The 17,955-nt window shown below is 61.3% G+C and carries 18 protein-coding genes; 11 read left to right on the top strand and 7 right to left on the bottom strand.

Going from position 1 to position 17,955, the window contains the following annotated elements; translation table 11 throughout:
• The first annotated feature begins 230 nt into the window (after nucleotides 1-230).
• On the top strand, nucleotides 231-1,145 hold the full coding sequence (locus tag ACS5Q1_RS13740; protein WP_473098719.1) for a hypothetical protein: 915 nt from the start codon (nucleotides 231-233) through the stop codon (nucleotides 1,143-1,145).
• A gap of 69 nt (nucleotides 1,146-1,214) precedes the next feature.
• On the opposite strand, the gene ssb is transcribed toward ACS5Q1_RS13740, so the two are convergent.
• The 4 genes from ssb to ACS5Q1_RS13720 form a co-directional block, all read right to left on the bottom strand.
• Nucleotides 1,215-1,712: a single-stranded DNA-binding protein gene (gene ssb / locus ACS5Q1_RS13735; protein WP_473098718.1), complete on the bottom strand. Its 498-nt coding sequence runs from the start codon at nucleotides 1,710-1,712 to the stop codon at nucleotides 1,215-1,217.
• 243 nt (nucleotides 1,713-1,955) lie between these two features.
• Nucleotides 1,956-2,231: a hypothetical protein gene (locus tag ACS5Q1_RS13730; protein WP_203441044.1), complete on the bottom strand. Its 276-nt coding sequence runs from the start codon at nucleotides 2,229-2,231 to the stop codon at nucleotides 1,956-1,958.
• Nucleotides 2,232-2,257: 26 nt separating this feature from the next.
• Complete coding sequence (locus tag ACS5Q1_RS13725) at nucleotides 2,258-2,671, bottom strand: hypothetical protein (RefSeq protein ID WP_473098717.1); 414 nt, start codon at nucleotides 2,669-2,671, stop codon at nucleotides 2,258-2,260.
• Between the two features lie 5 nt (nucleotides 2,672-2,676).
• On the bottom strand, nucleotides 2,677-3,279 hold the full coding sequence (locus ACS5Q1_RS13720; RefSeq protein WP_473098716.1) for a hypothetical protein: 603 nt from the start codon (nucleotides 3,277-3,279) through the stop codon (nucleotides 2,677-2,679).
• A 290-nt stretch (nucleotides 3,280-3,569) separates the two neighbouring features.
• Between ACS5Q1_RS13720 and ACS5Q1_RS13715 the strand changes: the two genes are divergently transcribed.
• From ACS5Q1_RS13715 to ACS5Q1_RS13705, 3 genes are read left to right on the top strand one after another with little or no spacing between them, the layout of a single operon-like run.
• Complete coding sequence (locus ACS5Q1_RS13715) at nucleotides 3,570-3,866, top strand: hypothetical protein (RefSeq protein ID WP_473098715.1); 297 nt, start codon at nucleotides 3,570-3,572, stop codon at nucleotides 3,864-3,866.
• Nucleotides 3,863-5,698 carry an AAA family ATPase gene (locus ACS5Q1_RS13710; protein ID WP_473098714.1) on the top strand — a complete coding sequence of 612 codons (1,836 nt, stop codon included), beginning with the start codon at nucleotides 3,863-3,865 and terminating at the stop codon, nucleotides 5,696-5,698. The genes ACS5Q1_RS13715 and ACS5Q1_RS13710 overlap by 4 nt, the downstream gene beginning before the upstream one ends.
• On the top strand, nucleotides 5,695-6,696 hold the full coding sequence (locus tag ACS5Q1_RS13705) for a metallophosphoesterase family protein (RefSeq protein WP_473098713.1): 1,002 nt from the start codon (nucleotides 5,695-5,697) through the stop codon (nucleotides 6,694-6,696). The genes ACS5Q1_RS13710 and ACS5Q1_RS13705 overlap by 4 nt, the downstream gene beginning before the upstream one ends.
• 113 nt (nucleotides 6,697-6,809) lie before the next feature.
• Here ACS5Q1_RS13705 and ACS5Q1_RS13700 read toward each other — a convergent pair whose 3' ends face one another.
• Nucleotides 6,810-7,460 carry a hypothetical protein gene (locus ACS5Q1_RS13700; protein ID WP_473098712.1) on the bottom strand — a complete coding sequence of 217 codons (651 nt, stop codon included), beginning with the start codon at nucleotides 7,458-7,460 and terminating at the stop codon, nucleotides 6,810-6,812.
• 362 nt (nucleotides 7,461-7,822) lie between these two features.
• Here ACS5Q1_RS13700 and ACS5Q1_RS13695 point away from each other — a divergent pair, with 362 nt between their 5' ends.
• From ACS5Q1_RS13695 to ACS5Q1_RS13685, 3 genes are all read left to right on the top strand, one after another.
• A complete protein-coding gene (locus ACS5Q1_RS13695; RefSeq protein ID WP_473098711.1) occupies nucleotides 7,823-8,488 on the top strand; it encodes a trna delta -isopentenylpyrophosphate transferase in 666 nt (221 codons plus the stop codon).
• A gap of 94 nt (nucleotides 8,489-8,582) precedes the next feature.
• Nucleotides 8,583-10,772, top strand: coding sequence for an SF1B family DNA helicase RecD2 (gene recD2, locus ACS5Q1_RS13690; protein WP_473098710.1), 2,190 nt, complete (start codon nucleotides 8,583-8,585; stop codon nucleotides 10,770-10,772).
• A 67-nt stretch (nucleotides 10,773-10,839) separates the two neighbouring features.
• Nucleotides 10,840-11,007 carry a hypothetical protein gene (locus tag ACS5Q1_RS13685; RefSeq protein WP_473098709.1) on the top strand — a complete coding sequence of 56 codons (168 nt, stop codon included), beginning with the start codon at nucleotides 10,840-10,842 and terminating at the stop codon, nucleotides 11,005-11,007.
• On the opposite strand, the gene ACS5Q1_RS13680 is transcribed toward ACS5Q1_RS13685, so the two are convergent.
• Entirely contained in the window at nucleotides 11,004-12,833 is a 1,830-nt protein-coding gene (locus ACS5Q1_RS13680) for a glycosyltransferase (RefSeq protein WP_473098708.1), read from the bottom strand. The two genes, ACS5Q1_RS13685 and ACS5Q1_RS13680, sit on opposite strands and share 4 nt — an antisense overlap.
• Nucleotides 12,834-12,900: 67 nt before the next feature.
• On the opposite strand from ACS5Q1_RS13680, the gene ACS5Q1_RS13675 reads away from it, so the two are divergent.
• Nucleotides 12,901-13,779 (top strand): transporter substrate-binding domain-containing protein, encoded by an 879-nt coding sequence (locus ACS5Q1_RS13675; RefSeq protein WP_473098707.1) that lies wholly within the window; start codon nucleotides 12,901-12,903, stop codon nucleotides 13,777-13,779.
• A gap of 217 nt (nucleotides 13,780-13,996) precedes the next feature.
• Nucleotides 13,997-15,730: a lysine--tRNA ligase gene (locus ACS5Q1_RS13670; protein WP_473098706.1), complete on the top strand. Its 1,734-nt coding sequence runs from the start codon at nucleotides 13,997-13,999 to the stop codon at nucleotides 15,728-15,730.
• A gap of 6 nt (nucleotides 15,731-15,736) precedes the next feature.
• Here the strand turns inward: ACS5Q1_RS13670 and ACS5Q1_RS13665 are convergent, their stop codons facing one another.
• Nucleotides 15,737-16,369: a S24 family peptidase gene (locus tag ACS5Q1_RS13665; RefSeq protein ID WP_473098705.1), complete on the bottom strand. Its 633-nt coding sequence runs from the start codon at nucleotides 16,367-16,369 to the stop codon at nucleotides 15,737-15,739.
• A 154-nt stretch (nucleotides 16,370-16,523) separates the two neighbouring features.
• Between ACS5Q1_RS13665 and ACS5Q1_RS13660 the strand changes: the two genes are divergently transcribed.
• The gene (locus tag ACS5Q1_RS13660) at nucleotides 16,524-16,868 is read left to right on the top strand and encodes a DUF952 domain-containing protein (RefSeq protein ID WP_473098704.1); all 345 of its coding nucleotides are present in this window, start codon (nucleotides 16,524-16,526) and stop codon (nucleotides 16,866-16,868) included.
• Complete coding sequence (locus tag ACS5Q1_RS13655; RefSeq protein WP_473098703.1) at nucleotides 16,865-17,950, top strand: quinone-dependent dihydroorotate dehydrogenase; 1,086 nt, start codon at nucleotides 16,865-16,867, stop codon at nucleotides 17,948-17,950. The genes ACS5Q1_RS13660 and ACS5Q1_RS13655 overlap by 4 nt, the downstream gene beginning before the upstream one ends.
• Nucleotides 17,951-17,955 lie beyond the last annotated feature (5 nt).

Here is a 17,955-nt window from a genome sequence, read left to right as displayed (position 1 = left end):
GCGTTTGGCACCGAGCCAGGCCGCAGCCTGCCCTTCCAAAATCAGACGTGGCTCTCCCCGTCCGTCCTGAAAGCCGCTCGAGCCAACAGAAAACCCTCGATGCCGTACGCAAAGAGGGCTGGATACGTTCAGGGAGCGAATGCAAAACGCGGCTTTAACGGGATCCAATCCCGAGGCAGTCTGTTGTGCCTAGAGAGTTCGGCCTCTCATGGCTTATGCGCTGATCGCTCATGGAGATTGCATCTGCTTTTCAGATCCTATCCTCCGATGATGAAAAGAAGCCGGGGGCTTATGCGGTCTTTCCCTATGATCGCGATCTGGTGCGGCGGTTTCGTGAATCCTTTCCGCGTGCGCGTTGGGGGAGAGGGGAGCAGCGGTGGTTCGTGCCGGGAACGACAGCCGGGCAACGGCTCGACGCGTGGATGGCGCAGGAACTGGAGACCTTGGATCGACACGCCGATGCCAAGGGGCATGACGCTTACATCTTTGAACCTCTCGAAAGTCCCTACCTGACGATTGCCGAGGACCTGCAGGTGCGTACGCCGTACTCGCGCACCATTGTGGAGGTGCTCCGATCCATTCCTTGGGCGCATTGGGACCCCGAGGAGAGGATCTGGCGAGTGCCGTTTCGCTCCTATGAGGAGTTGAGAACACGTTGGCCCGAAATCGAGGAGGCTGCCCGACGCAACGAGCCTGAAGCACGAAGGAAGCGCCGCGAGGAACAGAGAGCGCAAGCTTCGGAAGAGACCAGCCAGCTCCAGGCGGAGCGCCGCCGCAGGCGCTATCCTGTACCGGGCGGCGACCAGCCACCTTTGGGATTTCCGCTGTCGACGAACCGATGGGGTGTCGTGGTGTTCGAGGCGATCGACATCGATCCGATTTCCGATCCTTCAGCGACCGAATTCTACGATCATGTGCGAAACGCCCCTCCCGATTACGTCTGGGCCCATTGGCGGATGCCGACACCTCAGGAGATCTACCGCACCCGGCCAGCTCGGACGGAGGAAGATCCAGAGGTCAGGACCGCTCGTGGCTGGTGGTGGCCAAGTAAGGAGGAATTGCAGGAGCGGGCACGCAAATTGCGTGAGGTGGAGCGGGCCCAACGCTCCCGGGATTTGGCGCGGAGGGCCCCGGTCGGGGTGTGAGAAACGCGCCGAAATCAGGCAGAAAAATCCGGGCGCGAAGCCCGGATTTCGAGAAGATCGATGCGTCGATCAGAACGGAATGTCGTCATCGAAATCGCTGTGCCGGGAACTTCCGGCCGGCTCGGGTCTGCGCTCCATGGGGGACGAGCGTCCGAAATCGCCGCCGCTTCTGATCTGGCCGGGCTCCTCGTCGCCATACTCCGAGGCGCCACCGCCGCGGCTGTCCAGGATCGTCAGCTCACCCCTGAAGCGCTGCAGCACCACCTCGGTGGTGTACTTCTCCTGGCCGCTCTGGTCGGTCCATTTGCGCGTCTGCAGCTGGCCCTCGACATACACCTTCGAGCCCTTCTTCAGATACTGCTCCGCCACCCGCGCCAGGTTCTCGTTGAAGATCACCACCGAGTGCCACTCGGTCTTCTCCTTGCGCTCGCCCGTGCCCTTGTCCTTCCACGTCTCCGACGTGGCAAGCCGCAGGTTCACCACCGGCTCCCCGTTCGACAGGCGACGCACCTCCGGGTCCCGCCCCAGATTGCCCACCAAAATCACCTTGTTCACAGAACCAGCCATAACGGCCTCTCCACTTCATCTCTCCTGAACGGCTGAAGCATCAGCGATGCCACACGTTTTCAGGTCGGTTGCACACTCCTGCCCGATGAGAGGCATCGCCTATTGTTCTATCTTTGTTCTGTGTGAAACACAAGTGGCGGGAGGCGTACAGGCGTCTGCAGGGCGTTCGTCGAGTGAGTAGGGCATGAAAAGGGGAGCGTCGATGCCTCGACGCTCCCCGTCTCGTTTTAGGCAGATTAGGTGTTACTCCGCAGCCTGGAGATACACCACCTTCGACTGCTCGCTCTGAATCTCGCGCAGGGTGCGCGCCATATAGGTCAGCTGCTCGATTGCCTTGTTGAGGTCGAGCTTGGTGCCGTCCTCAAGATCGTAGGCCTGACGGCCCCGATAAAGCCGATTGACTTGGCCCTCCATTTCGGCGGCAGCCTCGCGGATGCGGCGAACGAGGTTATCGGCAATGACATTGGCGTTGTCATCGACAACGCAGAAGCCGACATCGCTTGCGCGGACCTTGGCCATGGATTGATACCTCTTCTTGCTTCGTCTCAGGCGACGGCTCGCTGTCCATGCTCTGCATAGACGCCGAGTCGGCGCGCCAGGGAATGTTTCGTCACGGGTCCCACCCACGGCAGCGTTGCGAGAAAGCGCAGCTTGTCGGGGCTCGTATTGTAGTCTTCGAACAGACGCTCGCGCTCGCGCCAAACCCTATCGATCGCCTCAGCCTTTGCTGGGTGACGGAATCCAACTCGAGCCGTCGAGGCGAAGGTAAGCGCGCGCATGCAGCGCTCGAACGTGCGGCGGCCGACGCTTGGCGTCACGCTTGCATGGCAGATCGCCTCTATAACGTGCTGCGCGAACTCATCCGCCGTTTCAGGAGGCATTGTCTCCGTCCCGGCAATGTCTCCCTGAAAAGCCCTCGCGCCATAGCGCATCGTCTCTTCAAGTCCGAAGTTCGGCATTGTTCTCACCGTATGGTCCAGGCTGCCTGAAGCAACTGGACAAGCTTCGTCCCGGTCTTTCGAATCCGGCGCTGTGCCCGCCATGGAAGGTCGGCTTCCCGCGCCAGGCTCGGGCGTTCGGGACGATTACGCGGTTTCTTCAGAAACGGGTGCCCGCCTGTTTGGGGGCGTATGCGCCATACATCCTCCGGGCTCTGAAAACCTTGACCGTTCAACGGTTTCTGAGAAGGGCGCGGTTCAATGAAGATGGGATTTGCACCCTGCGAATGCAAGGTCCGCGGGATCAGCGGAACGGGGTTGGATCCCTTTGTAGCCTTCGGCCAGGACGCAATCTCGCTGCGGGCCATCTTGAGGGTTTGCGCCAGTTCCGCGCCTGTCGCGACACCATAAACGGATGCGGCACGGGAGAAGGCTTCGGAGAATGGCCGCATGGCGCACCAGCTCTTCTCGGCCATATGCAGCGGCCATGTCCACAGACCGTCCTCCCGGCGCTGGCCAAGGCTCTCGCGGTCGATAAAATAGCCGGTTCGCTTGTGCTCGAGACCACTTTCGATCACGAGCCATTCCTCATTCTCGAAGATCGGTCGTCCTTCCGTCATGACGGTCATTGCGGGATCCTTTGATGCGGTGAGGCGCGGCTGCCCTAATGGCGTCACATCCACGACGCATACAGAGGATGCGAACAAATGAAGAACATAGCCTCAGTGGCCTCTGTGTCAAGCAAAGTCCGCAGGTCAAGTCTGTAATCTTGGAGTAACCGATACTATGTGGAGGATCAGATGCCAGGATTGAAGAGATCGCCTCCGATCCCGTTCAAAAAGAGGCAAAGTCGTTGCGACGAAATATCGCTGGCGATAACTGAAGCTCGACCATTCCAACACAGCGGATTCGCCACGCCATGACCAATCTGACCCGCCTCGAAACGGACCAGCTCCGGCGCCTGGAGGAGATGCGCAAGACCTACGACAAGCTTCGGGCGGAGCGGATCCGAGCCGAAGGCGAGGTCGAGCGTCTCGCGCGCGAACTCGAAGAGGTCCGGGCTCTCGCTCTGTCCGAATTCGGCACCGACGATGAAGGCCAGATTCAGGCTCTGATCGAGGATGCGCAGGCCCGCAATGCCAAGCTTGCCGACGAATTCGGCGCGGCTTTGCGCGAGGTCGAGACCCGTCTCAAGCAGCTCGGAGACGAGCGTTGATCGGGCCTTCCATCGATCATGACGTGACGCGGGCTGAAGCGTCGCTTGCACGTTTCGAAGGACGACGTGATGGCTTGCGGATCCGTCGCGAGGAGCTGACGCGCGCGATCGAGCTCGCCAAGGGCCGCCTTGCCGTCAAGGACGAGGTGGAGGCCTTCATCGAAGCGGTACACAGCTCTGCCAGCCGTCGCAGTCTGTCCGCCTTTGAGACCTTGCTGACGGCTTTGGTGCAGGAGGTTCTACCGGGTGAGAAGCCTGTGGCGCTCGACCTCTCGACCGAACGCGGCCTGGCCGCGCTCGATATCTGCGTGCGTCGCGCGGACGGCTCCTTGGAGGACGTGCTGGAGGACAATGGCGGCGCGCTGACCAACGTAGTCGGTATGGCGCTGCGGCTTATCGCGGTGGTCAAGGCGGATGTCGCGCGCTTCCTCGCCCTTGATGAGGCGGATTGCTGGATCGCGCCGGATCGCGTCTCGTCTTTCTATCGGGTGCTGGAGGACGGTGCGGTACGTCTCGGCGTGCAGTGCCTCGCTGTTTCGCACCACGACCTGTCCCAGTTCTCGGGCAAGTTCCACATCGCGCGCATCGTCGGCGAGCCTGCCTCCGGGGTGACGGTCGAGACCTCCGATACCAGGGCCGCCTGGAACGATGAACAGCCAGGCCTGCGCTTCATCAGGCTCGTCAACGTGCAGGCCTATCAGGATGCGACGCTTCACTTGAACCCTGGGGTGAACGCGCTGATCGGTCCGAACAACCGTGGCAAATCGACCTTCATCCGTGCGCTGCGCGCCGTGTTCTATGGCGAAGCGCGCGACAGCCTCGTGCGCGCAGGAGCGAAGGCGGCGAGCGTCGAGATCGGTGTTGCAGGCAACAGGATTTTGCGCTTCACGCGCCAGCCCCGTCGCTCGCCGGTCAATATCTGGTCGCTGCATGAAGCCGATGGCTCCGTCGTCGAGGAGCAGGGCATGCGCTACGAGACCGGCGGACGCAACGTTCCCGATTGGGTCGCCGATCTCATCCGCATCCGCAAGGTGGAAGATCTCGACGTTCACATCGCGCACCAGAAATTTCCCGTGTTCCTTCTGGGTGAAACGCCGTCGCGCCGTTCCGCCGTTCTGTCGATCGGACAGGAGGCCGGCTATATCCGCGACATGCTCCTCATCCATCGCGAGCGCTGCCGGCGCGACAACGATCTCGTGCGTAACGGCGAGCGAGAGCTGATTGTACTCGGCGAGACGCTCGAAGGGCTGAAGGAGCTCGATGTTCTCAAGGAGAAGCTGGTTGCTGCTCGTGAACATGCGGAGAATCTCAAGACGGTTTCCGCACACCTGCAGAGATTGCAGCAGCGCGCATCGCAGCTTGCGGAATTCAAGGGCTTGCTGGGCCGGGCACAGACGCGGAGCAAGATCACTGAGCAACTGCCCGGCGCGGAGAGGCTGACGGATCTTACGCGTCGGATCGAGCGCTCCCGTGAGCGTGAGCACCTCGGAGAACGCATGCTTCGGCTCAACCGTGATCTAACCCGAAGCAAGGCGCGTCTGACGGCATTGCAAAGCCTGCCCCATTCGGTGCCCGACCTTGAAAAGACTTCCTCGGCACAAAACATCCTGAAGCGTATGAATGATCTTAGCGGTGCGTCTCTGCTGGCTCAAAGCCGGATTGCGCAGGTCGACGAGGGAATCAAATCCGTTCAGATCGAGATGGCGCGGCTCATCGAGGAAACAGGCGGTCTATGCCCCACCTGCGGCTCGCCGGTGAAGCCGGAAAACCTGTTGGACCATCACATTCATTCCTCTCATTCCTCCACGCCGACGGAGCGGCTGACCGCATGATCCTGTCCGGAGATCGTCTTCCCGCGATCCAATGCAACGGTATCCTCGTGATCGGGGACCCGCATGTAGGCTCACGACGTCCGGGGCGGCGCAAGGATGTCGTCTGGCCTCAGGCCGTACTCGGCAAGCTCGAGCGCTGCGTCGCCATTGCCAACGAACGGCAGCTTGCGGTCGTGATCCTGGGCGATCTGTTCGACCGGCCGGTCGAGACCGATGAAGCACTCAAGAACCAGCTCATCCGCGTTCTCAAAGGCTTTCGCCATCGGCCCATCGTCAATGTGGGCAATCACGACATCCAGCACACGACGCTCACCGACAGCGACTCGCTGGCGCTGTTGGGCTTGTGCGATGTGGTCGATGTCGTCGCCACATCGGCTCCCGTGACCGAGTTCCAGGTCGGCACACAGCGCATCGGCATCGGCATGACTCCTTTCGGCCAGGCGATCCCGACCGATGCGCGCGGCTCCTTCTCCGGCGTCGATCTCCATGCATGGTTCAGCCATCACGACATTGCCTTTGACGGCGGCTATCCGGGAGCGGTGCCGCCCTTTGCCGTCGAGGGCTGCGATATCCTGATCAACGGGCACATTCACAAGGCGCAGAAATCCATTCTGGCCGGCCGGACGCGCTGGATGAATCCCGGCAATATCACGCGCCAGTCCGTCGATCTCGTGGATCATGTTCCCCGCGCCTGGATCCTGGATGTTGGTGGCGAACTGGAGCCACAGACGCTGCCGTTCGAAAGCAATGTCTTCGATCTGACCGGACGTGTGGTCGACGCGGCCGACGGTGATGTCGTGGCGCAGCAGATCGAGAGCGCCTTCGTCACTTTGCTACAGGCTGAATCCTCGACGGAGCTGAAGCGCAGTGGCGACGGATCCATCATCCGCGACGAGATCGAGGCGAAGTTCGCGGCTGACGATACGCCGGATGCGGTGCGCGCCATCGTGCGCTCACTTCTCGGCGAGGCGGTGGAGCGCCACGCCGCTCAGTCTTAGCGCATCGTGCGGAAAAGTGGATCCGGTTTTCGCTGACGCGGCCCTTCGGGTCCGCACCCAACGATGCGCTCTTCAAAGAATGGAGCATCGGACCCAAAAGTGGGTCCGATGCTCTAGAAAGCAAACGGATCGGTGTAGGGCAGGCGGCGACGGCGCACCTGCGTTTCCGGCAGAATGGGGCGGCTGATATCGACCGCGATCAGTCCCTCGCAGGCCAGCGCGAGAATCGCCGCCACGCCATCCTGCGTGTTCATGACGGCGCTGGCGCAATCCACCAGCCGCATGGTTCCCATCTCGTCGAGCTGATGCAGAGCGCGCACCCGGTCGCCAGCCGTCACAGGTGTGCGTTTGCAGGCCATGATGAGGCGCATGGTCGTGAAGCGCGGCTCGGCCCGGATGCTAGCCGCTATCTCAATGAGGAAGGGCTTGCCGTCCGAAGAGGTGATGCCATGGATAGCTGCGGCACGTAGCGGATGGTTCAGCAGGTCGTCATCCGTCATCACGTCGACCAGATAGGCCGTGCCATCCCTGACGATCTCGAAATCCGCGATGTGCTCAATGGTCTCCTCGCCGATGACAAAGGTGGCCGGATCAGCGGGCGCGCGCAAGGATTCCACTTCGGCATCCAGCTCGCAGAGCGCGAGATAGTCCGCGATCAAGGCGTTGCGCGTGAGTGGCGTGGAAGGGCGCTTCTGCGCCCGGCGTGTTCCCGGGCGGCGGACAGGGCGCCGGTCCGAAAGGTCGAGGAGCGCTTGCGCGGACATCGGAGCCTCCAGCTTGGCTTTTCAAAAAGACGGCCAGGCCACCCAGCATTCCGGCAGCTCTTAACCTCACTATATGATGAGAACATATATAGAACGATATGATGGAGGTCAAACTTTCGGCGGCTATCGAAGACAGGATGCCACCGCACCATCTTAAGGCTCCGCTTCACGGACTTAGGACAAAATAGCGCATGATTTAAGCGTCTGATAAATATGGATATATTTCTCTATCGCGTGCGCCAGAAACTGGACCAAGGGCCCTAAATTTGGTATAGAACAAATAACGAACGCGCCTGCCGAGACAAGGCTGCGACAAGAGCGCGTCACCGATTTGCGGGCCTCTGAGAAAGTTAGGATCGAGGATGAATACGACGGACAAGAAGATTTCCGAGGTGCTTGCGAAATTCGGCGAGCCGATGGCCGGGAACGTCTGGCGTGTCCAGGGCACGGCCGTCATCTATCACAAGACCCTCGAGCGTATCGCCGCACAGGCGAAGGTCGGCTTTGACGAACCGAAGATCATTCGCGCCGAGCGCGACGAGGCCGTGATCCAAGTGACCGGCCGCATGGGCGATCGCGTTGAATGGTCGATCGGCGAGGCGCTGATCGGCGTGAATTACCGCGTCTCCGGCAAGCAGGCGGCCTATGTCTATGCCATGGCCGAAAAGCGCGCGAAGGACCGCGTGATCCTCAAGCTCATCGAGCTGCACGGCTATGTCTATTCCGAGGAAGAGGCCGACGAGTTCAAGCAGGGCCGTCCAGGCTATGCCGATCCGCATGTGGAACTCGAGAAGACCGAGCCGCAGAAAGGCAAGGTTGAAGTGACGGCTGCCGAAGGCAAGATCGAGGATGATCTGAAGGCAAAGATCAAGAAGGCCAAAACCATCAATGCGGTCACGGACTTGATGCTCCATGCCGACACGCAGAAGATTCTCGCCGATCTGCCGGAAGGCATCCGCGACGAGATCCGCGACTTCGCTAAGGCGCGTCTCGTCGAACTCGGCTGGCCGACCAAGAAGGCAGCCTAAATTTCGCTGCGATCATGGACGAGATGACTTGAAAGCCATCTCGTCCATTTTTCTTTCCGCGGAAGCGTCCCGGCGCTCCTGGTCTTTCTGATCGATGCCGAAATCCTCCGCTCTCACTGCGGCCAGTCAGGACGCTTTATCCCTCTCCGAACACCTCGTCGGCTCCATCGAGCGTGTGACATTTCACAATGATGAGACCGGCTTCTGCGTGCTGCGCGTCAAGGCGCGCGGGCACCGCAAGCCCGTCGCCGTTGTCGGCCATGCGCCATCGGTCGCCATCGGTGAAGTCGTCGAGGCGAGCGGTGAGTGGCTGCATGATCGCAATCATGGTGTTCAGTTCAGTGCCAATGAGCTGAAGACCTCGGCCCCGACGACCGCAGAAGATCTCCAGCGCTTTCTCGGCTCCGGTCTCCTGAAAGGTGTCGGTCCTACACTTGCGCAACGGCTTATCACCTCCTTCGGATCGCGCATTCTCGACGTCATCGAGAAGAAGCCGCACGAGCTGACTCGCGTACACGGCATCAGCATGGCGAGGGCACTCAGCATCGGTGAGGCCTGGGCCGAGCATCGTGCCCTGAAGGACATCGCAGCCTTCATCAATGCTCATGGTATCGGCGGCTTTCTGCTCACGCGCATCTACCGCGCCTATGGCGTCGGAGCCATCGACATCATCTCGGCCAATCCCTACCGGCTTGCCATCGACATTCCCGGTTTCGAATTCACGCTGGCCGATCAGGTCGCCATGCAGCTCGCCATCGAGCCGACGGCCGACATCCGGCTACAGGCCGGGCTCACCAATGTTCTATCCGAGGCCGTGAAGGAGGGACATTCCGGGTTGCCGGCCGAAGCGCTGTTGCAGCAGGCAAGCGCTCTGCTTGAAGTGCCGAAGGCTCAGCTGGCGCCGGTGCTCGATGCGCAATGTGCGGCGGGCCAGCTCGTCGCCGACGAGCTCGATCGGCATCGCTGCATCTTTCTCAAAAGCCTTTACGGCGCCGAGCTGTTCATCGCGCAGCGTCTGAAGGAAATCGCGCAGGGCTTCCACCCCTGGCGCGGGCTCGATCCCGCGCAGGTGATCGCCGAAACCGAGGCCGCCACGGGCGTGTCCTACTCGGCCAGTCAGCGCGAGGCGCTCATCGCCTCCTGTCAGGCGAAGGTGCTTGTCGTCACTGGCGGTCCGGGTGTCGGCAAGACCACGCTCATCCGGAGCCTGACACATCTGTGCACGAAGCATGAATTGCAGGTGGCTCTTTGCGCGCCGACCGGGCGCGCGGCAAAGCGACTGGCCGAGAGCACGGGCTTTCCCGCCAAGACCGTGCACCGGCTTCTCGAAGCCTCCGAGGGCGGGTTCCGGCGCAACGCCAAGGCGCCACTCGACTGCAACCTCCTCGTGGTGGACGAAGCCTCGATGCTCGACATCCGTCTCATGGCGGCGGTTCTTCGCGCCCTGCCGGATGAAGCCTGCCTGCTCCTCGTCGGCGACGTCGATCAGCTTCCCTCCATCGGTCCCGGGCAGATTCTCTCCGACATCATCGCTTCCGATGCCGTCCCGATCGTGCATCTGAAGGAGGTTTTTCGGCAGGAGCGGGAAAGCCGCATCATCACGGTGGCTCATGCGATCAATCGCGGCCTCGTGCCCGATCTCGCGCACCAGCCGGACTCGGATCTCTATTTCGTCGAGGCCGACACGCCGGCCGATGCGATGGCGAAAATGACGATCCTGATGCGTGACCGCATCCCGAGAAAGTTCGGTCTCGATCCCGTGCGCGATGTGCAGGTGCTGTGCCCGATGAATCGCGGGCGGCTCGGGACGCATATGCTGAACGGTGAATTGCAGCAGATCTTCAATCCGCCAGGGCCCGAGAGCCTGCACCGCGCCGGCTGGATCTATGGCCCCGGCGACAAGGTCATGCAGGTTCGCAACGACTATGACCGGGACGTCTATAACGGCGAGGTCGGCATCGTGCGTGAAGTGAACCGGGATCACGGGGAACTCACGGTCGCCTTCGACGACCGGCTCGTGGTCTATACCCTCAAGGAGCTCGACGAGCTCGCGCTCGCCTATGCGGTGACGATCCACAAGGCGCAAGGGTCGGAATATCCGGCGGTGATCATCCCGGTGGCGCTGCAGCAGGCTTCCATACTGCGGCGCAAGCTCCTTTATACGGGCGTGACGCGGGCGAGCCGCCTCGTCGTCCTGGTCGGAAGCCGCGCCGCCTTGGCCCAGGCTGTTACGCACGAGGAAGAACCGCGCCTCTCCAGGCTGCGGACCTGGTTGCAGGCCTGAACTCTTTTCCTTGACGCGAGGGGCCTCTATATTGGGTCTCTCGCAGCGCCTTTTGGGAAAAGCAGGGATGAGCGTCGAAACCGGACAAATCGATCAGCAGGAACGGCGGGCCCGTATGGGGCTTATTGCCGGAGCGGTTCTGTGCCTGGTCGCGTCCGGTGGTCTGCTGTGGTGGCGCTATGGTGGCGCTGTTTTCAACGATCTCGTGACGTCCGCCCTGGCTTGGTGCCTTTAAAGCTGTCCCGTTCGCGAGGTCCGGGCGTGTCCATGGCTCGTCTTGTTCCATCGGAATGTCGCCGTCGCCAATTCCCATAAGCCTCTCCAGGCAGCGACGCTCACGAACCCATAATAGAACGGCAGCAGCAGTACCCAGGGCAGAAGCCGCCAAAGACGGCGCCTGTGCAGGGCAATGCAGGCTGGAACGATAATTGCGACTGCACCATAGAAAAACAGCGTCAGACTGTAGGCACGACCGGCGACTTCCCAGTGCGAGGTATGCAGGTCGGGCGATCCGAAAAGCCACGAACCCAAGAACAGTACGGAAAAGAGCGGATAAACCAAGGCGCTGAGCACGATGCCCCAGGTCAGGACGAGAGCGCCATAGAAGCGCCAGATGCCCAATTGCCGGAGCAGGATCCATGGCTTGCGCGAATGGCTGGTCGCAGTCTGGACAAATCCTTTCATCCATCGGGTTCGCTGCCGCATCCAGGCCCTTAAGGTGCCTGGTGCCTCTTCGAGCGTAGAAGAAGGGAGGTCCTGCACCTGATATCCAAGCCGCGCCAGTCGAATGCCGAGATCAGCGTCCTCGGTGACGTTCCAGGCATCCCAACCAAAGATGTTTTTCAAGACAGCTGTGCGGAAGTGGTTCGAAGTGCCGCCCAGGGGGACAGGGCTTCCGATATCTGCGAGTCCCGGATTGAACACATCGAACAGCGCCGCATACTCGATGGTGAAGAGCCGCGTGATCCAGGAATCGTCCGTATTGTCGATGGTCAGGCGCGCCTGAAGGCAGGCGACGTTTCGCGGCAGGTTGGCGAACCGGGACACGGCCAGACGCAATTGGCCGGAATCCGGCACGTCTTCGGCATCATAGATCACCGTATAGCGGCCCCGCGCCAGAGGCAGGGCGACGTTGAGCGCCCACGGCTTGGTACGGGGCTCGCCCTTGGGTGCGACGATGATCTCGACATTGCCTGGCAAATCGATGGCTCGAAGGGCCTCCTGCGTCTCCTCATCGTCAGCTTCGAGCACGAGCTTGATGTCGAGCTTGGCCGCGGGATAGTCGAGCCGCGACAAGGCATGGATGAGCCGGGCGGCCACCCGCTTCTCCCGGTAGAGTGCCGCAATGATCGTATAGACCGGCAGATCGGCATCCTCGGCGCGGGGCGGCTGGGTTTCCGGTTCGACGGGGTTCTTCAGGAACGAGGCCGCGAGCCGCAGAACGATCATGCCCAGGAACAGAGGGCCCAAAGCCGTGCCTATGATCGCGAGAGTGACCCCGGGAGCGTGGCCGATTCCGAATGAGATCGGTGTCAGAGCGGTGAAGAGAAGGGCGAGCTGCGCATAGCTGACATCGGTTGCCAGATCAGGAGCCCTTTCGGCCAGGTCCGAGGCGGCCCGATGGGCGATCCACCGGGCTTGTGCGCGAAAGACCGCGTCTCTCAGCCCCGACGGTGAACAGATCGCAACTGGCCGGCCCTTGGGCCACGTGCTGAAAAGACGAGCGAGCGCTGCGCCGCGAGGCGCCATCACAAACCCGGATTTCGTGCCGGCCAAGGGAGCGATGCCCGTCAGGATGCTGTTGGGATAATCAGACGAGCGTGACAGGCGAGGGGCTGCCAGAAAAGGCAGTTGGAGTTCGGCGGCAAGGGCGCGGTAGAAATCGTCCTCATGAACGATGTTGTGCTTCAGCAGAAATTCGTCGGCCGATACACCGGCGAATTCGGCGAGGATCGCGGCTTGGCGTAATGTTTCCGGCGAGTACCCGTGATGAGCCAGAAAGCCGATCTCGATCGGCAGCGCTGTTGACTGTAGACGCCTCTCCGCTAGACCCTGCCTCATGAGCACAGGGCGCTTTCGGAAAGTCGTCTTGATGGGTGCCGGGCCACGTGCAAGAGAATATCGGTTTATGGTTCGAGATATCGTTACATTGGTCGCGCGCTTCCCATCGAAGATCAAGCCCTCCCGGTTCATCGGGGCCGCCTTGTCGCTGCTTTTGGCGTCGAGCCTCGCTCAAGCTCAGGCCGTGAACATCCCGAACTTCTGGGATCCAAGAACGCAGCTTGAGCGGCTGGACCTGCCGACGACCCGCACGATCCGCTTTCTCGTCGACGATGATTTCCCACCGCTTCATTTCCCGGGTCTCGATGGCAGCCCAACCGGATTTTCGGTAGAGCTTGCCCGCGCCGCCTGCGAGCGCCTGGGCCTCACCTGTACTATTCAGGTCCGCCGCTTCGACATGCTGCTCGATGCTCTGAATGAACGGCAGGGCGATGTGGTGGCTGCAGCCATTCCCGTAAATTCGGATTTGAGGCGGCGCTTCGCCGTCACGTCCCCGTATTTCAAGATTCCGGCGCGCTTTGTCGTGCGCAGGGACCGCAATCAGCCGGCTCCCGACGCCAAGACGCTTCAGGGCAAGACCATCGGTGTCGTCGGCGGCACGGCCCATGAGGCCTTCGCGAAGGCCTTCATGGCGGGCAGTACCCTCAAGCCCTATCCGGAGGCAGCCGCGGCTCAGGCTGCCCTTAAGGCAGGCGAGGTCGACTACCTGTTTGCCGATGGTCTGGGTTTTGCTCTCTGGATAGGGGGAGAGGAGGCTGGCGGGTGCTGCGACTTTTCCGGTGGTCCTTATCTGGAGAGCCGCTTTTTCGGTGAGGGGATCGGCTTTATCACCCGCACCGATGACGATGCTCTGCGCCGGGCCCTGGATTTCGCCCTGCAGCAGCTTTGGAAGGAAGGAAAATACGCGGAGCTTTATCTGCGCTTCTTCCCGATCAGCCCATTCTAGGCGTCCCTTTACCTCGGACCAGACAGGTTTACCGCATTGACCCTAACGGGTCTCGTCCCGCGCATCGTACGGAAAAGTGGCTCCGGTTTTCCGCTCCGGACGATGCGCTCTTCAAAAAGTGGAGCATCGAATGGATCCCAAAAGTGCATTCCACTTTTGGGTTCGATGCTCTAGTGTGCCGCGCTTCTGGAAGCATTTTCCTGCAAGCACTAGGCCCATGTCCCGACCCCTGACCCTCGATCCTGCCCTGATTGAAGCCGCCCAGACCGCCAATGCCTGGCCTTTCGAGGAGGCGCGCAAGCTCGTCGAGCGGCTCAAACGGACGGGAAAGAAAGAGGCTTTGTTCGAGACGGGCTATGGTCCCTCGGGACTGCCGCATATCGGCACCTTTGGTGAGGTGGCCCGCACCAGCATGGTGCGCCATGCCTTCCGGGTACTGACCGGCGATACCATTCCGACCCGCCTCATCGCCTTCTCGGACGACATGGATGGCCTGCGCAAGGTGCCGGACAACATCCCGAACAAGGAACTCGTGGCCTCTGCTCTTGGCATGCCCCTGACCCAGGTGCCAGACCCGTTTGGCACCCATGAGAGCTTTGCGCATCACAACAATGCACGCCTGCGCGAATTCCTCGATGCCTTCGGCTTCGACTACGAATTCATGTCCGCGACCGAGTGCTACAAGGCGGGGCGCTTCGACAAGACTCTGCTCACGGTGCTCGAGCGCTACGATGCCGTGATGGCGATCATGCTGCCCTCGCTGCGCGAGGAGCGTCAGCAATCCTATTCGCCCTTCCTGCCGGTTCATCCGAAGACCGGCATCGTCATGCAGGTGCCGATCGACGAGCGGAAACTCGACGCCGGCACCATCGTCTGGCGCGATCCCGATACCGGCGAGCGCTTTGAGACGCCGGTGACGGGCGGTCATGCCAAGCTGCAATGGAAGCCTGACTGGGCCATGCGCTGGGTGGCGCTCGGCGTCGATTATGAGATGGCCGGCAAGGACCTGATCGACAGCGTGAAGCTCTCGGGTGAGATCGCCAAGGCGCTCGGCGGCCTGCCGCCGGATGGGTTCAACTACGAGCTCTTCCTGGACGATAAGGGCCAGAAGATCTCCAAGTCGAAGGGCAATGGACTGACCATCGACGAGTGGCTGACCTATGGCACGCCGGACAGCCTGCGGCTGTTCATGTTCAACAAGCCGCGTGAGGCCAAGAAGCTCTACTTCGACGTCATCCCGCGGCAGGTGGACGATTATCTGACCTTCCTGGAGAAATATCCGGCGCAGGATGCCAAGGCGCGTTTGATGAATCCGGTCTGGCATCTCCACGCGGGCGAGCCGCCGGCTCCCGAGCTGGTCGCCTCCGGCGGCGCCAACCAGCCTGGCACGACGATTTCCTTCTCCATGCTGCTCAACCTGGTGGCCGTGGCGAATTCCGAGGATCCCAACGTGCTGTGGGGGTTCATCCGCCGCTATGCACCGGGCGTCTCGCCGGAAACCCATCCGCGCCTCGACAGCCTGGTAAAGCGCGCCGGTCGCTATTTCGAGGACTTCGTGAAGCCGCAGAAGGCCTATCGTCTGGCGGACGAGGTCGAGGCGGCTTCTCTACGCCGGCTTGAGGAAGTGCTCGGCTCCTTCGAGACCGGAGAGCGGCCCGCGACCGCGGAGGCGATCCAGGAAGAGATCTACAATGTGGGCCGGGCCGAGCCGCGCTATCAGGATCTCAAGGCCAAGGGCGCGACGCCCGAGCGCCCGGGCGTATCCATCGAGTGGTTCAACACGATCTATCAGGTGCTTCTGGGTGAGCCCCGCGGCCCGCGCTTCGGCTCGTTCGTGGCTCTCTATGGCGTGAAGGAGACGCGTGCGCTGATCGAAAAAGCGCTCAACGGCGATCTGGTGCGCGACCACGAGACATTCTTGAAGGAGCGCGAAGCCGGCCGCGCGGCTTAACCGCGCTTACTGCCGTGCCCACATGATCCGGGCGGCCCAGGAAATCTCTTCCGCCGGGATCACTTGGTCTTCCTGGTCCTTGGCGAGGGACGTCATCTCCAGGGTCTTGGCCGATCGGCGCTTGAGCTCCTTGGCCAGGATCTTCCCATCGGTCGTGCATACGACGATCCGGTCACCCTTGCGGGTGCTGGCGGTCGGCGAGACGATGAGGATGTCGCCGTCACGATAGAGGGGCGTCAGGCCGTCGCCCGTAACCTCGAGGGCGAAGACCTTCTCCTGCCCGAAATCGGGGAACTCGATCTCGTCCCAGCCCGGGCCTTCGCTCGGCATGCCTTCTTCGTTGAAGATCTTGCCGGTTGCTGCTTCTTCCATGCCGATCAGCGGGATCATGGATCGGCGTAAAGAGCCTGAGGGTTCGACGAGGCGGAGGAAATCTTCCAGGGTCGCGCCGGTGGCTTTCAGGATTTTCGAGATGGACTCCGTGGAGGGCCAACGCTCTCTGCCTTCGGGACTCACGCGCTTCGATTTATTGAAGCTGGTCGCGTCGAGACCAGCCTTGCGAGCCAGTCCTGATGCGGTCATGCCATGACGTGATGCCAACGCATCAATAGCAGCCCACACGCGCTCGTGAGATAACATTGGACTAACCTTCGCTAGGAGCGAAATAAATGAAAGCGAACCTATAATTAGGAATTAAGTGTACTCGAAACCTGAGACAACTACCAACAGACTATTGAGACAATATGTCTAATTTGGGTTGCTCCTGATGTGACGCAAGGCTAGCGAAGACTTCATGCACATTATTTATAAAATCTGTCCCGCTTTTCTTTGGCAGGAGGCTGAAAAAGCTGGATCCTTCGAAGGAGCACCCGTCGATATCCAGGATGGGTACATCCATTTTTCAACGGCAAAACAGGTCCGCGAGACGGCCAAGAAGCACTTTTCCGGGCAGGACAATCTGCTGCTGATCGCCATCGATGGCGATTCGCTGGGCCAAGCCCTTCGCTACGAACCCTCCCGCGGCGGTGACCTATTCCCGCATCTCTATGCTCCGCTGTCCCTCTCTGCCGTCCGCTGGGTGAAGCCGCTGCCTCTCGGCGCGGATGGCCAGCACATTTTTCCGGATCTTCCCCGATGATCGGCGCTCTCTTTTCCCTGGCTAAACCTGCTCTCCATGCGCTCGACGCGGAGACCGCGCACCAACTGACGATCCGTGGATTGTCGCTGATGCCCATATCGCCCGCGCCCGCGGACGATGCGCGCCTGTCGGTCAACGTGCTGGAACGGCACTTTCCCAATCCCGTCGGGCTTGCCGCAGGCTTCGACAAGCAATGCGAAGTACCCGACCAGCTTCTCGGTCTCGGTTTCGGCTTCGTCGAACTCGGCGGCGTGGTGCCGAAGCCGCAAGAGGGCAATCCGCGGCCGCGGGTCTTTCGGTTGCCGCAGGATGAGGCCGTGATCAACCGGTTCGGCCTCAACAGCGAGGGGCTCGATGCGGCGCGCCGGCGGCTCGCAAGCCGTCGCGGACGTCCGGGCATCGTCGGCGTCAATATCGGCGCGAACAAGGATTCGACGGATCGCATCGCCGATTATGTTCTGTGTATCGAGCGCCTGTGCGGGTTGGCCGATTTCCTGACGATCAACGTATCCTCGCCCAACACGCCTGGGTTGCGCGACCTGCAGGGCGAGGCGTTTCTCGACGATCTTCTCGCCCGCAGCATGGAGGCGCGCGACAAGGCGGATCAGGGACGAAAGAAAACGATCGTTCTGTTGAAGATCGCGCCCGATATTTCGCTCGATGCGCTCGATGCGATCGTCGCCACCGCCCTCCGGCGCGGCATCGACGGGCTGACCGTTTCCAACACCACCATTGCCCGGCCCGACAGCCTGAAGGAAAAAGCGCTCGCCTCTGAAACGGGTGGCCTGTCAGGCAAGCCTTTGTTCATGCCGTCCACCAGGCTTCTTGCCGAGGCATTCTTGCGCGTCGAGCGCAAGATACCGCTCATCGGTGTCGGCGGCGTCGATTCTGCGCAAACCGCCTGGGCGAAGATTCGGGCAGGAGCGAGCTTGGTGCAGCTCTACTCGGCCATGGTCTACAAGGGCCCCAGTCTCATCGGTGAGATCAAGAGCGGGTTGCTGCATATACTGGCGCACGAAAAGACGTCACTGGTGCAAGCAGTCGGTAGAGATGCATCGGCGATTGCGCAGGGCCGATTCTAAGGATC

This window comes from Microvirga sp. GN3 (assembly GCF_055792825.1).
This window is presented reverse-complemented; position numbering and strand designations above follow the sequence as displayed.

Excerpts from the sequence above, each read along its gene's own strand:
- ACS5Q1_RS13705 (WP_473098713.1), top strand. The coding sequence starts at position 5,695 with ATGATCCTGTCCGGAGATCGTCTTCCCGCGATCCAATGCAACGGTATC.
- ACS5Q1_RS13730 (WP_203441044.1), bottom strand. The coding sequence starts at position 2,231 with ATGGCCAAGGTCCGCGCAAGCGATGTCGGCTTCTGCGTTGTCGATGAC.
- ACS5Q1_RS13700 (WP_473098712.1), bottom strand. The coding sequence starts at position 7,460 with ATGTCCGCGCAAGCGCTCCTCGACCTTTCGGACCGGCGCCCTGTCCGC.
- ACS5Q1_RS13680 (WP_473098708.1), bottom strand. The coding sequence starts at position 12,833 with ATGAGGCAGGGTCTAGCGGAGAGGCGTCTACAGTCAACAGCGCTGCCG.
- ACS5Q1_RS13660 (WP_473098704.1), top strand. The coding sequence starts at position 16,524 with ATGCACATTATTTATAAAATCTGTCCCGCTTTTCTTTGGCAGGAGGCT.
- ACS5Q1_RS13740 (WP_473098719.1), top strand. The coding sequence starts at position 231 with ATGGAGATTGCATCTGCTTTTCAGATCCTATCCTCCGATGATGAAAAG.
- ACS5Q1_RS13720 (WP_473098716.1), bottom strand. The coding sequence starts at position 3,279 with ATGACCGTCATGACGGAAGGACGACCGATCTTCGAGAATGAGGAATGG.
- ACS5Q1_RS13725 (WP_473098717.1), bottom strand. The coding sequence starts at position 2,671 with ATGCCGAACTTCGGACTTGAAGAGACGATGCGCTATGGCGCGAGGGCT.
- ACS5Q1_RS13675 (WP_473098707.1), top strand. The coding sequence starts at position 12,901 with ATGGTTCGAGATATCGTTACATTGGTCGCGCGCTTCCCATCGAAGATC.
- ACS5Q1_RS13655 (WP_473098703.1), top strand. The coding sequence starts at position 16,865 with ATGATCGGCGCTCTCTTTTCCCTGGCTAAACCTGCTCTCCATGCGCTC.
- ACS5Q1_RS13695 (WP_473098711.1), top strand. The coding sequence starts at position 7,823 with ATGAATACGACGGACAAGAAGATTTCCGAGGTGCTTGCGAAATTCGGC.
- recD2 (WP_473098710.1), top strand. The coding sequence starts at position 8,583 with ATGCCGAAATCCTCCGCTCTCACTGCGGCCAGTCAGGACGCTTTATCC.
- ACS5Q1_RS13715 (WP_473098715.1), top strand. The coding sequence starts at position 3,570 with ATGACCAATCTGACCCGCCTCGAAACGGACCAGCTCCGGCGCCTGGAG.
- ssb (WP_473098718.1), bottom strand. The coding sequence starts at position 1,712 with ATGGCTGGTTCTGTGAACAAGGTGATTTTGGTGGGCAATCTGGGGCGG.
- ACS5Q1_RS13685 (WP_473098709.1), top strand. The coding sequence starts at position 10,840 with ATGAGCGTCGAAACCGGACAAATCGATCAGCAGGAACGGCGGGCCCGT.
- ACS5Q1_RS13670 (WP_473098706.1), top strand. The coding sequence starts at position 13,997 with ATGTCCCGACCCCTGACCCTCGATCCTGCCCTGATTGAAGCCGCCCAG.
- ACS5Q1_RS13665 (WP_473098705.1), bottom strand. The coding sequence starts at position 16,369 with ATGTTATCTCACGAGCGCGTGTGGGCTGCTATTGATGCGTTGGCATCA.